General features: G+C 66.4%; 13 protein-coding genes. 3 read left to right on the top strand and 10 right to left on the bottom strand.

Annotated elements, in window-relative coordinates:
• Positions 1-6: 6 nt before the first annotated feature.
• Both K6L26_RS18645 and hisS read left to right on the top strand, forming a co-directional pair.
• Positions 7-696, top strand: coding sequence for an MBL fold metallo-hydrolase (locus K6L26_RS18645; RefSeq protein WP_221851119.1), 690 nt, complete (start codon positions 7-9; stop codon positions 694-696).
• Positions 693-1955, top strand: coding sequence for a histidine--tRNA ligase (hisS, locus tag K6L26_RS18640; protein ID WP_043368851.1), 1263 nt, complete (start codon positions 693-695; stop codon positions 1953-1955). Before K6L26_RS18645 ends, hisS begins: the two co-directional genes overlap by 4 nt.
• Positions 1956-2690: 735 nt before the next feature.
• On the opposite strand, the gene urtE is transcribed toward hisS, so the two are convergent.
• Genes urtE through urtA form a run of 5 tightly spaced genes read right to left on the bottom strand, consistent with a single transcriptional unit; the run spans position 2691 to position 7489 of the window.
• Positions 2691-3383, bottom strand: a complete 693-nt coding sequence (gene urtE, locus K6L26_RS18635) for an urea ABC transporter ATP-binding subunit UrtE (protein ID WP_019345899.1) — start codon at positions 3381-3383, stop codon at positions 2691-2693.
• Positions 3383-4138 carry an urea ABC transporter ATP-binding protein UrtD gene (urtD, locus tag K6L26_RS18630; protein WP_064897022.1) on the bottom strand — a complete coding sequence of 252 codons (756 nt, stop codon included), beginning with the start codon at positions 4136-4138 and terminating at the stop codon, positions 3383-3385. The genes urtE and urtD overlap by 1 nt, the downstream gene beginning before the upstream one ends.
• 53 nt (positions 4139-4191) lie before the next feature.
• Positions 4192-5316 carry an urea ABC transporter permease subunit UrtC gene (gene urtC, locus K6L26_RS18625; RefSeq protein ID WP_064897024.1) on the bottom strand — a complete coding sequence of 375 codons (1125 nt, stop codon included), beginning with the start codon at positions 5314-5316 and terminating at the stop codon, positions 4192-4194.
• Between the two features lie 17 nt (positions 5317-5333).
• A complete protein-coding gene (gene urtB / locus K6L26_RS18620; RefSeq protein ID WP_019345902.1) occupies positions 5334-6218 on the bottom strand; it encodes an urea ABC transporter permease subunit UrtB in 885 nt (294 codons plus the stop codon).
• Between the two features lie 2 nt (positions 6219-6220).
• The gene (urtA, locus tag K6L26_RS18615) at positions 6221-7489 is read right to left on the bottom strand and encodes an urea ABC transporter substrate-binding protein (protein ID WP_221851117.1); all 1269 of its coding nucleotides are present in this window, start codon (positions 7487-7489) and stop codon (positions 6221-6223) included.
• A gap of 245 nt (positions 7490-7734) precedes the next feature.
• Here urtA and K6L26_RS18610 point away from each other — a divergent pair, with 245 nt between their 5' ends.
• On the top strand, positions 7735-8169 hold the full coding sequence (locus tag K6L26_RS18610; protein ID WP_019345904.1) for an Rv2576c family protein: 435 nt from the start codon (positions 7735-7737) through the stop codon (positions 8167-8169).
• Between the two features lie 187 nt (positions 8170-8356).
• On the opposite strand, the gene K6L26_RS18605 is transcribed toward K6L26_RS18610, so the two are convergent.
• From K6L26_RS18605 to K6L26_RS18585, 5 genes are read right to left on the bottom strand one after another with little or no spacing between them, the layout of a single operon-like run.
• A complete protein-coding gene (locus K6L26_RS18605) occupies positions 8357-9175 on the bottom strand; it encodes an alpha/beta fold hydrolase (RefSeq protein ID WP_221851115.1) in 819 nt (272 codons plus the stop codon).
• Complete coding sequence (locus tag K6L26_RS18600; protein ID WP_221851114.1) at positions 9172-10809, bottom strand: FumA C-terminus/TtdB family hydratase beta subunit; 1638 nt, start codon at positions 10807-10809, stop codon at positions 9172-9174. Before K6L26_RS18600 ends, K6L26_RS18605 begins: the two co-directional genes overlap by 4 nt.
• A complete protein-coding gene (locus tag K6L26_RS18595) occupies positions 10806-12152 on the bottom strand; it encodes an amidase (protein WP_221851112.1) in 1347 nt (448 codons plus the stop codon). The genes K6L26_RS18600 and K6L26_RS18595 overlap by 4 nt, the downstream gene beginning before the upstream one ends.
• A gap of 1 nt (position 12153) precedes the next feature.
• Positions 12154-13275, bottom strand: coding sequence for a hypothetical protein (locus K6L26_RS18590; protein ID WP_019345908.1), 1122 nt, complete (start codon positions 13273-13275; stop codon positions 12154-12156).
• A gap of 8 nt (positions 13276-13283) precedes the next feature.
• On the bottom strand, positions 13284-14195 hold the full coding sequence (locus K6L26_RS18585; protein ID WP_221851110.1) for a nitrilase family protein: 912 nt from the start codon (positions 14193-14195) through the stop codon (positions 13284-13286).
• Positions 14196-14325: the final 130 nt, after the last annotated feature.

Genomic DNA, 14325 nt, shown 5'->3' with positions numbered 1-14325 from the left:
GGGGCCGTGTTCATTACCGGATTTCCGGCCGGGATACTGGCGTGCAACTGCTATGTCCTGGCGCAGCGGCCAGGGGCCGACGCGATCGTCGTCGACCCGGGGCAGCGGGCGATGGACCGGTTGCGCCGGATTCTCGACGAGCATCGCCTGACCCCGGCAGCGGTACTGCTGACACACGGTCACCTCGATCACATCTGGTCGGCGCAGAAGGTCGCCGACACCTACGGCTGCGCCGTCTACATCCATCCCGAGGATCGGGGCATGTTGACCGATCCGATCAAGGGATTCGGCCCGGCGCTGCTGGGATCGTTGTCCCGGCTTGCGTTCGGCGTGCTGTTGTCCGAGCCCAAACAGCTGGTCGAATTGGATCGCGACGGTCAGACACTCGACTTCGGCGGTGTCTCGGTCACCGTCGATCACTCGCCGGGACACACCAGGGGGTCGGTGGTGTTCCGGGTCTCCGGGCCGGAGAATGCATCGGCCGCCGAGACGGTTTTCACGGGCGATACGCTGTTCCGGTCCTCGGTGGGCCGCACCGACCTGCCCGGTGGCAGCGGACGTGACCTGCTCACGTCGATCGTGACAAAGCTGTTGGTACTCGACGATGACACCGTGGTATTACCAGGACACGGCCCGCGCACGACCATCGGGCACGAACGCCGCACCAACCCGTTTCTCGAAGGTTTGACTCTGTGACTTCTGCATTTCAGGCGCCCAAGGGCGTGCCCGATTACCTCCCGCCGGAGTCGGCGCAGTTCGTCGCGGTCCGGGACGGCCTGCTGACCGCGGCGCGCCGGGCCGGCTACGGCGATATCGAGCTGCCGATCTTCGAGGACACCGCGCTGTTCGCCCGCGGTGTGGGTGAGTCCACCGATGTGGTGTCCAAGGAGATGTACACCTTCGCCGACCGCGGTGACCGTTCGGTGACGCTGCGGCCCGAGGGGACCGCCGGCGTGATCCGCGCGGTGATCCAGCATCGGCTGGACCGGGGCGCGCTGCCGGTCAAGCTCTGCTATTCCGGTCCGTTCTTCCGCTACGAGCGTCCGCAGGCCGGGCGCTACCGCCAGCTGCAGCAGGTCGGGGTGGAGGCCATCGGCGTCGATGATCCGGCGCTGGACGCCGAGGTCATCGCGATCGCCGACGCCGGGTTCCGCTCACTCGGGCTCGACGGGTTCCGTCTCGAGCTCACCTCGCTCGGTGACGACACCTGCCGGCCGGCGTACCGGGAGCTGTTGCAGGCGTTCCTGTTCAAGCTCGACCTCGACGAGGAGACCCGGCGGCGCGCCGAGATCAACCCGCTGCGGGTGCTCGACGACAAGCGGCCCCATGTGCGGGAGATGACCGCCGACGCGCCCCTGATGCTCGATCACCTGTCCGACAGTGCCAAGGCGCACTTCGAGGTGGTGCAGGCGCACCTCGACGCGCTCGGGGTGCCGTATGTGATCAATCCCCGGATGGTGCGCGGTCTCGACTACTACACCAAGACCACCTTCGAGTTCGTGCACGACGGGCTGGGCGCGCAGTCCGGCATCGGCGGCGGTGGCCGCTACGACGGCCTGATGAGTCAGCTCGGTGGGCAGGACGTGTCGGGGATCGGCTTCGGGCTCGGTGTCGACCGCACGCTGCTCGCACTGCAGGCCGAGGGCAAATCGGTGACCGGTGTCGGCGGCGTCGAGGTTTTCGGTGTGCCGCTGGGCGACGCCGCCAAGCTCGAACTGGCGAAGCTGGCCGCGCGGCTGCGGGCCGGCGGGGTGCGGGTCGACCTGGCGTACGGCGACCGCGGGCTCAAGGGCGCGATGAAGGCGGCGGACCGCTCTGGCGCCAAGTACGCGCTGGTGGCGGGGGACCGCGATATCGAGGCCGGCACCATCGGGCTCAAGGATCTCGCCACCGGCGAGCAGGTGGACATTGCCGCCGACTCCGTTGTCGCCGAGGTGCTTTCCCGCCTGTCCTGACCGCCTGCACCGCGAGCGTGCGTGTCTGCCGCCCGGCACGCCGTATTTCGGCAGCATTCCGTGCACGCTCGCGCGCGCTCAGCGGCCATACACCGCCGCGGTAAGTACCTCGTCCAGGTTGCCGAGGCCGCCGTTGAAGGGGTGCCCCGCTTCAGGATCCGATCGCCGCTCGGAGTCACCGCGACGAGTTTGGGTGAGCTGGAGCCCAGCTGCATCCGGCGGGCGAGCTGCACCTGCGACAGCGGGGCCAGCACTTTGCCGTCGCCGTCGATGAGCACCCCGCGGGCCCGGTCGAACACGGCGACCGGCCGGTAGCCGGTCAGCGGCTGCCGGTGCTTCGCCTTGATCCGTCGCACCACGGCAATTGTCGCGGCGGCCAAGGCCAGCCCGACGGCGAGAAACACCGCACTCACCATCGGCGGTACGTCAGCGTCTGCCCCGCGCCCGGTCGAGCCCGCGAGTGCGAGGGTGACGGCGCCGAACCCGCCGAACACGACCGCCAACACACCGAGAACGAACGCGGTGGTCGCCAACGGCCCGCTGCCGCGATCGATGACGACGACGAGCGGCCCGTGTTCGGCCACCACCGTTGCGCCGCTATCGGCCAGAACCCGGGGCTGAGCCGGTTCGGTCATGGTCGAAAGTGTGCCCGTGGCGAGCCGCGAGCGTGCGGGAAATGCCGACGATTGGCGGCGTGTCGGGCGGCAGACGCGCACGCTCGCGGTGCTGGGGGGGTCAGATGGCCATGGCGGCGCGGACGTCGGCCTCGGACGTGGAGCCGCCCGTGCCACTCGATGTGATGCGCCCGGCCTCCAGGATGTAGTAGCGCTGCGCGGATTCCAGCGCGAAGCCGATGTGTTGTTCCACCAGCAGGACTCCCAGATCGCCGCGGGCAGTCAGCGAGGTGATCGCGGCTTCGATCTCGGCCACCACCGACGGTTGGATGCCTTCGGTCGGCTCGTCGAGGATCAGGCACTTGGGGCTGGTGATCAACGCCCGCGCGATGGCAAGCTGTTGCCGCTGGCCGCCCGAGAGCAGGCCCGCGCGACGGGTGAGCAATTCCTTCAGGGCAGGGAACAGGTCCAGCTGCTCGTCGATCAGCGCCTTGCCGTTCTTGCGGCCATCGGCGACCACCTGAAGATTCTCCGCGGTGGTCAACTGTCCGAAGGACTGCTGTCCCTGGGGCACGTACGCCAGACCGCGCGCCACCCGTGCGCTAGGGCGCAGCCGGGTGATGTCCTCACCGTCGAAAAGCACCTTTCCCGCAGTGCATTTGAGCAGGCCGACCGCCGCCCGCAGCAGGGTCGTCTTTCCGGCGCCGTTGTGACCCATGACCGCGGCGACGCCATCGGAGGGCACGGCGATGCTCGCACCGTGTATCACTTCGGAACGGCCGTAACCGGTTCGAACGTCGAGTAGTTCGAGCATCAGGCGATTCCTTCCACGCCGGCCGCGGCAGTGCCGAGATAGACCTCTTGGACTTTCGGGTTGGCCTGAACCTCGGCCACCGAACCCTCGGCGATCACCTGGCCGCGAGCCAACACCGTGACCGAGGTCGCGAAGGCCCGCATGAAGTCCATGTCATGCTCCACCACCACCACGGTGCGGGCTCCTCCGATGCGGCGCAACAGGTTTCCGGTCTCTTCCCGTTCCTCGTGACTCATCCCGGCCACCGGTTCGTCGAGTAACAGGACATCGGCGTTCTGTACCAGCAGCATGCCGATCTCCAGCCACTGCTTCTGACCGTGGGCCAGCACGCCCGCGGGCTTGTCGGCCAGCTCTGCCAGCCCGGTGGTCTCGAGCGCTTCTTCGATCGCGGGCAGCACGCCGCGTCGGCGGCGCAACAGGGTCCAGGGTGAACGGCCGGCGCCCGCAGCGATGTCGAGGTTCTGCAACACCGTGAGTTGTTCGAAGACGCTCGCTGTCTGAAAGGTGCGGCCCACGCCCAACCTGGCGATCTGGTGCACCTTCTTGCCGAGCAACTCCGCCCCCGACTTGTTCACCGAACCGGTGGCCCCCACCAGACCGGTGATGGCGTCGATGACGGTCGTCTTACCCGCGCCGTTGGGGCCGATGAGAAAGCGCAGATCTCCCTGGAACAGGGTGAGGTCGACGTTGCTCACCGCCTTGAACCCGTCGAAATCGACTGTCAGTCCCCGGACTTCCAGATACTGGGCGCCCATGCCCGCGTTGCCTCCGGCCACCGGCTCCGGTGCCTCGGTCTGCTCGGTTGCGATCACGACGCGGCACCTACTTTCTCGGAATCGGCATCCGTTGCCGATTCCAGCGGGGACTCCTCGGGATTGGGCGCGCCGGCACGTGAGCGCCGCCACCGGGTGAACAGTGCACCGAGCCCGGCCAGACCCGCGGGGAAGAATCCGACGACCACGATGAACAGCAGACCCTGTGCGTAGATCCAACCGGAGGGAAACCGTTCGGAGAAAAGGGTTTGCGCCCAGGCCACCCCGATGGCGCCGAGGACGGGCCCGAGCAGGGTGGTGCGGCCGCCGATCGCGACGCCGATCAGGAAGGCGATGGACGGCACGATGCCGACTTGTGACGGCGCGATGAATCCCACGATCGGCACGAACAACGCACCGGCGATGCTGGCGAACAATGCCGCCAGGGTATACGCCACGACCTTGATGTTGGCCGGGTCGTAGCCCAGGAACCGCACTCGTTCCTCCCCGTCGCGCACGGCGACCAGCAGCTCGCCGTAGCGGCTGTACATCAGCTGACGCACCAGGGCCACGACGATCAGAAGTGTCGCTGCCGCAAGGAAATACACCATCCGCTTGTTCGCCGGGTCGTTGAGGTTGAACCCGAAGAAGGTCCGGAAATTGGTCAGCCCGTTGCTGCCGCCGAGGCTGGTCTGGCCGACCAGCAGGATCGCCAGCGCCGCGGCCAGTGCCTGCGACAGGATGGCGAAATAGGCGCCTTTGACGCGGCGCTTGAACACCCCGAAGCCGAGCAGGGCCGCGACGGCCGTCGGCAGTACCAGGATCGCCACCAATGTGAATGCGGGGGAGGCGAAGGGTTCCCAGTAACCGGGCAGGTGCCGTACCCCGGCGATCTGCATGAAATCGGGCACGTCGTGGCCACGGATCTCGGCGTCGGCGATCTTGAGGTGCATCCCCATCATGTAGCCGCCGAGGCCGAAGAACACGCCCTGGCCCAGTACCAGCATTCCGCCGCGACCCCAGGCCAGGCCGATGCCCACCGCCACGATCGCGAAGCACAAGAACTTGCCCAGCAGGCTCAGACGGAAGTCCGACAGAACCGCCGGTGCCACGCCGAACAGCACCACCGCCGCGGCCCCGAATCCGGCCCAGGTCTGCCAACGGCCCAGGCTCGACCGTATTTCCTGCGTCACTGCACTCATACCAGGCTCCTGGTCCGTACCGTGAACAGTCCCTGCGGGCGCACCTGCAGGAAGATCACGATGATGGCGAAGACGATCACCTTGGCCAGCGACGCTGTGGTGCTGTACTCGATGAACGAGTTCAGGAAGCCGAGGGCCAAGGCCGCGATGACGGTGCCTTTGATCTGGCCGAGTCCGCCGACCACCACCACCAGGAAGGCGTCGATCAGGAAGCTCTGGCCGATGGTGGGGCTGGTGGAGCCGATCAGGGTCAGTGCCACCCCGGCCACCGCGGCCAGTCCCGATCCGATGAAGAAGGTGGTGATATCGGTTCTGCGCGAGGAGATTCCGCTGGTTTCAGCCAGATCGCGGTTCTGAACCACCGCGCGGATCCTGCGCCCCATCGGACTCGTCTTGAGCACCGTGGCGAGCACCGCCACACAAACGACGGCCAGCACCAGGATGAATATCCGGGTCTTGGGCACCACCGCGCCGAGAATCTCGACGCCACCCGACAGCCATTCCGGGGCGACGACATTGACGGCCGGCGCGCCGAAGATGTCGCGAGCAACCTGTTGCAGGATCAGGCCGACTCCGAAGGTGACCAGCAGGGTGTCCAGCGGACGGTGGTACATCCGCCGGATCAACGTCACCTCCAGCAGTGCTCCCATGGCGCCGCCGACGAGGAAGCCGACCAGCAGCGAAACCAACAGTGAGGCACCGGCATTGGTGATGACCTGCTGAACAACGTAAGCGGTGTAGCACCCGGCCATGATGAATTCGCCGTGCGCCATGTTGATGACGCCCATTTGGCCGAAGGTCAGGGACAGGCCGAGTGCGGCCAGCAACAGGATCGAGCCCAGGCTCAATCCCGTTGCCAGCTGGCCGATAAGGATGTCCATGCTTATCCGGACAGCCCCGCAGCCCACGGGTAGGACTTCAGGTACGGGTCGGGCTCGATCGGGCCCTTGGACTCCCAGATCGTGTAAATCAGGCCGTCGGGCCGGATCTCACCGATCCTGGCGGTCTTGGTGATGTGGTGGTTCTCGCCGTCGATGGTGACCTTGCCCTCGGGTGCGTCGAAGCTGACCCCATCCGCGTTGTCCTGAATCGCCGCGACGTCGAAGGACTTGGCCTTCTCGACGGTGTTCTTCCACAGATAGACCGAGACGTAGGCGGCTTCCATCGGATCCGAGGTGGGCTTCTTGGGGTCTTTGACGAAGTCCTTGTAGGCCTTGACGAAAGCCTTGTTCACCGGGGTGTCGATGGTTTCGTAATAGTTCCACGCGGTCAGCTGGCCGGCGACGTTCTGCACTCCGATACCGCCGACTTCTTCCTCGGCGATCGAGACCGAGACCACCGGCATTTCCTGCGGGGTCAGGCCGACGTTGCGGTACTCCCGGAAGAACGCCACGTTGGAGTCGCCGTTGAGCGTGTTGAACACGGCGTCGGCGTCGGCGCTGCGAACCTTGTTGACGATGGTGGAGAAGTCCGTGGAACCGAGCGGGGTGTAGTCCTCGCCCTTGATCTCGATGCCGTTCTCTTTGGCATAGGCCTTGATGATTCGGTTGGCCGTCTGCGGGAACACGTAGTCGCTGCCCACGAGGTACAGCGACTTGATGCCCTTCTCCTTGAGGTAGTCCAGCGCGGGGACGATCTGCTGGTTGGTGGTGGCGCCGGTGTAGAAGATGTTCTTGCTCGACTCGAGGCCTTCGTACTGCACGGGGTAGTACAGCAGCGCGTTCGCGCTCTCGAACACCGGGAGCATGGCCTTGCGGCTCGATGAGGTCCAACCGCCGAACACCGCTGCCACACAGTCGCTGCTGATCAGCTTCTCGGCCTTCTCGGCGAACACCGTGGGCTCGGACGCGCCGTCCTCGCCGATGAGCTCGATCTGTTTGCCCAGAACGCCGCCCTTGGAATTGATCTCCTCGACCGCGAGCTTGATCGCATCGCGGACCGTGACCTCGGAAATCGCCATCGTCCCCGACAGGGAGTTCAACGATCCGACTTTGATCTTGGGACCGGAGGTGTCCACGCAGGAAGCTGCGTTTGCTGAGTCGGTTTCGCTCGCACGGCTGCCGCAGCCGGCCAGCAGCAGGCTGGCTGCTGCGATCAAACTCCCTGCGGCTAACGTCGACCGACGCAACGGGGCACGTCCTGGAACTCGCATGGGCGACCTTTCCCTTGAATGGCAGCGCTTCTCGGCCGATCACGATCGACAGCGGTGCAAGAGGTTGACACCGGACTGCAGGTGTCGAATCGGGACGTTAGATCGCGGCTGTTACTGGGAAATGTCTGTGTGTGACAAACAAATTAACCTCAAGCTAGGCCGAGTTGGTTTGCCGTTGACGCGGCGCCGCCGGACCCGTTAGTCGCACCTGTAACAAGGCGGTAGCCTGCTGGGATATGACGGGTATGACGAATGTGCGAAAAGTGACAACCACGGTCGGTGCGGCGCTGGTTCTGGCGGCCGCGGGTATGGCGGTCTCCAACGCAACGTCGTATGCGGAACCGGACGCCCAGGGCCACAAGGTCAAGTACACGCTGACCTCCGGCGCACCATACGAGTTCGACCTCTACTACCTGACGACGCAGCCTGCGAGTAAAGACGCCTACAACGCCGACGCGTACAAGTACCTGCAGAAGGCAACGGTCAACGTCGGTCCGGATGCGCCGTGGGTGTTCGAGACGACGCTCGCCGATCCGCAGTGGGCCATCTTCACCGTCGCGAGCACCACGCACGGCGGCCGGGCCGAGCCCAACGCGCACTGCGAAATTTCCGTCGACGGCCAGATCGCGGTCCAGAACGATCATCCGTACAGCCCGCGCTGCCAGCTCGGCCAGTGGTGACCTGGCTCAGTCACCCCGCGATTCCCACGAACTGAGATCCGCCTTGACGGCGCACTCGAACTGTTGTTCGATATTCAAGAGCGCGTCGGGCGGTTCCGTTTCCGACCCGATGCGCGAGTGACTGGGCAAGCGCCCACGGCGCGCGCCGATGCCGTACCCGAAACCGCGGCATCGGCGCACCCCAGTCTCATCTGCCGGCTTCGGCTCCCCGGACGGCGGCGGTGATGGCTCGCGCGAGTTCGGCGGGTGCTTCGACGTGTGCCAGGTGGCCTTGTCCTGGCAATCGAACGACATCGGCCTGAGGCAGTGCGGCCGCGAACGGGGCGAAGGCGGTGCCGTACGGAGCCTGGTTCTCGTTCAGTGCGCCGAGGATGAGCGTCACCGGCATCTGAAGCTCTCGGTACCCGTCCAGGGCCGGCGTGTACGAGTTGATCGCGGCGAGTTCTTCGCCCAGTGGCTCGGCCAGCGGTCGCAGCACTGACCAGGCTGGGCCGCGTCGCAAGTCGGCCACATAGTCCGCGGAGAAACCCGATACATCGGTGTTGACCAGTTCGACAGCCCGGTCCAGGTCGCCTGCGGCGACGGCGGCGCGGATGGGCCGCACGGTCTCGGCTGCGAACGGCGCGGCCACGGGTTCGTAGGCGACCAGGGACGCGATACCGGGGCTCTCCAGCGCTGTCTCCAGTGCGATCAGCGCGCCGTAGCTCCACCCGAACAGGTGGGCTGGCCCGGTTTGGCCGATGAGGTGCCGCAGGTCGGCGACCTCGACATCGATCGAGTATCCGGCACCGAGGGGACCACTGGGCGTCCGGCCGCGCCGGTTGACGGTGATCACCGGGTTGGGCAGGTCGATCTCTTCGACCACCGGCTGCCAGGTGGCCGCGTCCGCCATGACGCCGGGGACGATGAGTATCGCTGTCCCGCGGCCCGGTTTGACCTCGGCGGTGAGCTCGGTGCCGGCACGGTCAAAGGTGAGGTGATGAAGGCCGGCGTCGGTGAAAGTCATTGTGGTATAGCTCCAATCGTGAGTGAAGTGCGGTCGTTACGGTAGAAGTCGTGACCTTTGTCGTCGATGACGATGAATGCCGGGAAGTCTTTGACGTGGATTTTCAGTACCGCCTCCATGCCCAGTTCTCCGTATTCGACGGTTTCCACCGAGGTGATGCAGTCCTGGGCGAGCCGGGCCGCGGGTCCGCCGATCGATCCCAGATAGAACCCGCCGTGAGCCTGACAGGATCGCCGTACGGCATCTGATCGATTTCCCTTGGCCAGCATCACCAATGAGCCGCCGGCGGCTTGGAACCGCTCGACGTAGGAATCCATCCGGCCGCCGGTGGTGGGTCCGAACGAACCGGAGGCGTAGCCGTCCGGTCTCTTTGCCGGCCCGGCGTAGTAGACGGGGTAGCGGCGCAAGTAGTCCGGCAGCGGTTCTCCGGCGTCGAGGCGGTCACGGATCTTGGCATGGGCCAGGTCGCGTGCCACCACCATCGTCCCGGTCAAGGACACTCGTGTGCCGACCGGATGGGCCGACAGTTGAGCGCGGGTGGCGGCCAAGGATTGATCGAGGTCGATTCGCACGGCATCATCGTCGAAACCGCCCGCGACGTCGGGGAGGAACCGCGCCGGATCGACCTCGAGTTGTTCGAGGAAGACGCCGTCGCGGCTGATCTTGCCCACGATATGACGGTCCGCGGCGCACGACACCGCCAATGCGATGGGAAGTGAGCCGCCATGGCGCGGTAGGCGTACCACCCGCACGTCATGACAGAAATACTTGCCGCCGAACTGCGCACCGATACCGAGTTGCTGTGTGGCGGTGAGGATCTGCTGTTCGAAGTCGCAGTCGCGAAATCCGTTCCCCGCCGCGGTTCCGGAGGTGGGCAGGCGGTCGAGGTGGTGTGCGGAGGCCAGTTTGGCGGTCTTGAGGGCGAATTCGGCGCTGGTGCCGCCGATCACGACCGCAAGGTGATAGGGCGGGCATGCCGAGGTGCCGATCTGCGCGGCCTTGGCGACGATGAAGTCGAGCAGGTCGGCGGGCTTGAGCAGTGCGGCGGTCTGCTGGAACAGCAAGCTCTTGTTGGCGCTGCCACAGCCCTTGGCGATGAACAGGAAGCGGTAGGCGTCATCACCGTCGGCGAGAATCTCGATTTGGGCCGGGAGGTTGGTGTTGGTATTGCGCTCGTCGAACATCGACAACGGTGCCAGTTGCGAATACCGCAGGTTCAGCGTCGTGTAGGCACGGGCGATCCCGCGCGAAAGGTGTTCGGCATCATCGCCGTCGGTCAAAACGTGGCGGCCGCGTGCGGCATGCACGATGGCGGTTCCGGTGTCCTGGCACATGGGTAGCACCCCGCCGGCCGCGACATTGGCGTTGCGGAGCAGCTCGGTGGCGACGTACCGGTCGTTGGGCGATGCCTCGGGGTCATCGAGGATCGCCGCGACCTGTCGCAGGTGGCTGGTCCGCAGCAGGTGTGACACGTCGCGGTAGGCCTCGAAGGCCAACTGTTCGAGGGCGTCCGGCGGAATCTCCAGAAAGTCCCGGCCGGCGGCGTTCACGGTACGCACGTCGCCGGTGTCGAGTCGGCGGTAATCGGTGGTGTCGGGTCCGACGGGCAGCAACGGGGTGTAGTGCACGGTCATGGGCGTGCGATTCTCTCGGCCAGGTCGAAGATCAGGTGCTCGCTACCGCGCGTGGTGATCAACTGGAGCCCGATGGGCAAGGCTGCGACGGTACCCGCGGGAACGCTCAACGCGGGATGTCCGGTGAGATTCCACGGGCAGGTCAGCGATAGCAGTGCCGACCGCACTTCGACTGGCTGCCCGGCGATTTCATGCTCACGCTGGTCGATCTCGGTGGCCACGGTCGGCACGGTCGGCATCGCCAACACGTCGAACCGGTCGAACAGTGCGGCGACCGCGGTGCGCAGAGCGTCGCGCTTGCGGTCGGCGCGAACGTACTTCCACGCCGCGGTATCCCGCCCGCTCAGGAGGCGGTCGAGGACCTCGGGGTCGATGGTGTGTTCGTGTCCGGCCAGGCCGTCCATGTGCTCGGCGTAGGCTTCGGCGGCTTGTAGGACACTGAGCGCGGAGAACAACTCGCCTGGGGCGAACGGGATTCCGACGGTGCCGTCGACGGTGATGCCGGCCCGCGCCAACGCGGCGCGCGCCATGTCGGCGATCTCCGGGTCGCACGGCCCGATGCCTGCCGGCTCGAACCATCCGACGCGCGGGGCTGCGCCGGTGGATTGCGGTGGCCGACCGGATATGGCGGTGTAAGCGTCGGCGGCCCCGCGCGCCGAGGTCGCGAAGAGTCCTACGTGATCCAGCGATGGAGCCAGCGGATGGACCCCGGCGGTGGGGATGGCCCGGTAGGCGGGCTTGAAGCCGACCACGCCGCACAGGGCCGCGGGGACTCTGACCGACCCGGCGGTATCGGTGCCGACGGCGAGCGGCACCATGCCCGCCGCGGTTGCGACGGCGCTTCCGCCGCTCGATCCGCCACTGATCTTGCGGGTGTCCCACGGATTTCGGGATGGTCCGTGTGCCGACCGGTCACCTGTGGCGCCGTAGGCCAATTCATGCAAGACGTTCTTGCCCACGATCACCGCACCGGCGGCCCGCAACCGGCGGATGCATTCGGCATCCGCTTCGGCAGGGCCGGAATTCACTTGTGATCCCGACGTGGTGACGTGCCCGGCGATGTCGATGAGGTCTTTGACGGATACCGGGATGCCGTGCAGGGCGCCGCGGTCGTGTCCGTGCGAGAGTTCGCGGTCGGCTTCGACGGCGGCGGTGATGGCGCCGTCGGCGTCAACGGTGGTGAATGCGTTCAAGGTCGGGTCGAGCGCAGCGATCGCCGCAAGGCTGTGTTCGACGAGTTGCACGCTCGTGGTGCGCCCAGCACGCAGATCGGCTGCCAGCGAAGGGATGTCGCGGTCGTGAAAATATCCGCTCACCACCGCGGTATCGGCGGTTTCGGTCATGTCAAACTCCTGGGAGTAGTTGCAGGGCAGGGATGATCAACGAGGTGGCGACCGCCATGGCGGCCACGTAGCCGGTGAGCGGATGAAAATGGGCGGGCAGTCTCGCCGCGATCGCGGCGGCCAGCGGTGGCCCGATGATCGCACCGAGTATGGAACCTCCGAGGATCGAGGCGGGCGTCCCTCCGTAGGTGAGCACGCAGGCGGGCGCCACCGACACGATCGGGACGAAGGTCGGGTAGAACGGTCGTTGGTCCCAGCGCCGCCGCCACAAGGTCACCGCGACGAGCGCGGTGAGAACCTGCGCGGCCAGGATCTGGGGGAGCAGGCCCGACCCGTAGGCCGGCGCTGGCGGGTTCAGCAGATAAGCGATGATCGCACCGACGATGAGCCCGGCGCTGGCCCATTCGCTGCCGAAGAACTGTGCTTCGGAGAAATCGGCCAGGCTCCGGCGAAGCACCCAGACGGCGCCGTGCTTTTCCGGGGGCCGGGCCGGTGGTTCGGTGCGCAGCCGCACTGGTCGGGGGAGCCAGCGCAGGTGACGGCAGATCGTGAATGCGACCACCGCCGCGACCGCCATGCCGCCGGTCACTCCGACGACGGGCGGGAGCCCCAGTTTCGGGCACACCACGTCGGCGCCGAACACCGAGAACGGCGGCGTGACGAGACCACCGAGTACTCCGCCGGTCAGTACGGTCTTGGCCTCCGCCCCGAACATCAGCACGACGGCCGGGGACACCGACACGAAGGGCGCGAACAACGGCTGCCACGTGCCGCTTGCCAAGGTCCAACCCCACATGAGGTTGCTGACCACCACCCCGAGCATTGCGCTGGCGAGCATCGGGACCCACAGCCCGGTGCCGCAGGCTTGTGCGAAGCCACCGGCTGCCGGACGTCGGGTCTGCAACCAGTGGCCGAGTGCTCCCCCCAGGAGCAGGCCGAGGCCGGCCAGTGAACTGCTGTAGAAGTTGGGTTCGCTTGCCGCGGAGGCGATCACACCGAGGATGGGTGTGATGGCGCGGAGGCTGCCGCTCCACAACGTCGCGGCGAGCAGTCCGATGGCGGCGACGAGCGGCCACAACGGCAGGGCGGCGCGCTCGTACCGGGCGGGCGGTGCAGTCGTCATGCCGCTGCCTACCGGGGGAGTGCCGGGCCGCCGCGGTAACCGAGTAGCTGGTCGTACAGGCCGGTGCGCCGGTCGCGGTGTAGATCGTTGAACTGGTTCCAGATCGGCGCGCCACGCGAGGCGGTGATGTCTACGTCGGCGTACAGAATCGTGTCTTCGTCGGGTCCCGCGATCCGGTCGATCGGCCAGCCGTTCGTCTCGGCGATCAACGAGTTGCCCATGAAGCCCGACGTCCGTTCGGTGCCGATGCGGTCGGCGGTCGCGATGATGACGTTGTTGACGTGAGCGGCTGTCATGGTGAGGTAGGCGGCCATACATGTGCCGCTCGCGTCGTATAGCGGCGGCGGGGTCCATACCCAGCCAGTGGGGATGCAGATGATGTCGGCGCCCTGCTGCGCGACGATCCGGGCGGTTTCGGGGAACCAGATGTCCCAGCAGACCAGTAGGCCGATCCGGCCGATCCGGGTGGGGAATACCGGGAAGCCCACATTGCCGGGCGAGAAGAACAGCTTTTCCTCGTTCCACAGGTGGGTCTTGCGGTATTTGCCGATGTAACCCTCCGGGCCGACCAGGACCGCCGTGTCGAAAAGCTCGGCTCCGTCCAGCTCGGGCAGGCATCCGACGATGTACGCGTCGTGCGCTGCGGCGAACTCGACCCAGCCGGCCACCGTTGCACCGGAGGGCACCGGTTCGGCATGGGCGTAGGCCTCGGCGCGCGATTCGAAGGTGTAACCCGTGGTCGCCAGCTCCGGCAAGACGATGAGGTTGGCGCCCTCGGCTACAGCCTGGTGCAGACGTTCGTAGACCGCCTCGGAGTTGGCCTTGAGGTTCTCAACGCCGACCTGCGGGTTGAACTGCACCACGGCCACCCGTGCGGGGCTGTACCGATGGGATTCAGAAGAGGCGTGCTGATCAGGCATCAAATGTCCTTGTCCGAGGTTGAAAGGGGTCGACGCGAGGGCGATCGACACGTCCGGCCCATGGTGCCCGAACGTTCGGGCCGAACGTTCGGGCTATACTGCTCCCAGTTGCGCGTCACTGTCAAGAGGT

Origin of the sequence: Mycobacterium farcinogenes, from assembly GCF_019739075.1 — a bacterium.
Lineage (GTDB): Bacteria > Actinomycetota > Actinomycetes > Mycobacteriales > Mycobacteriaceae > Mycobacterium > Mycobacterium senegalense.
This window is presented reverse-complemented; position numbering and strand designations above follow the sequence as displayed.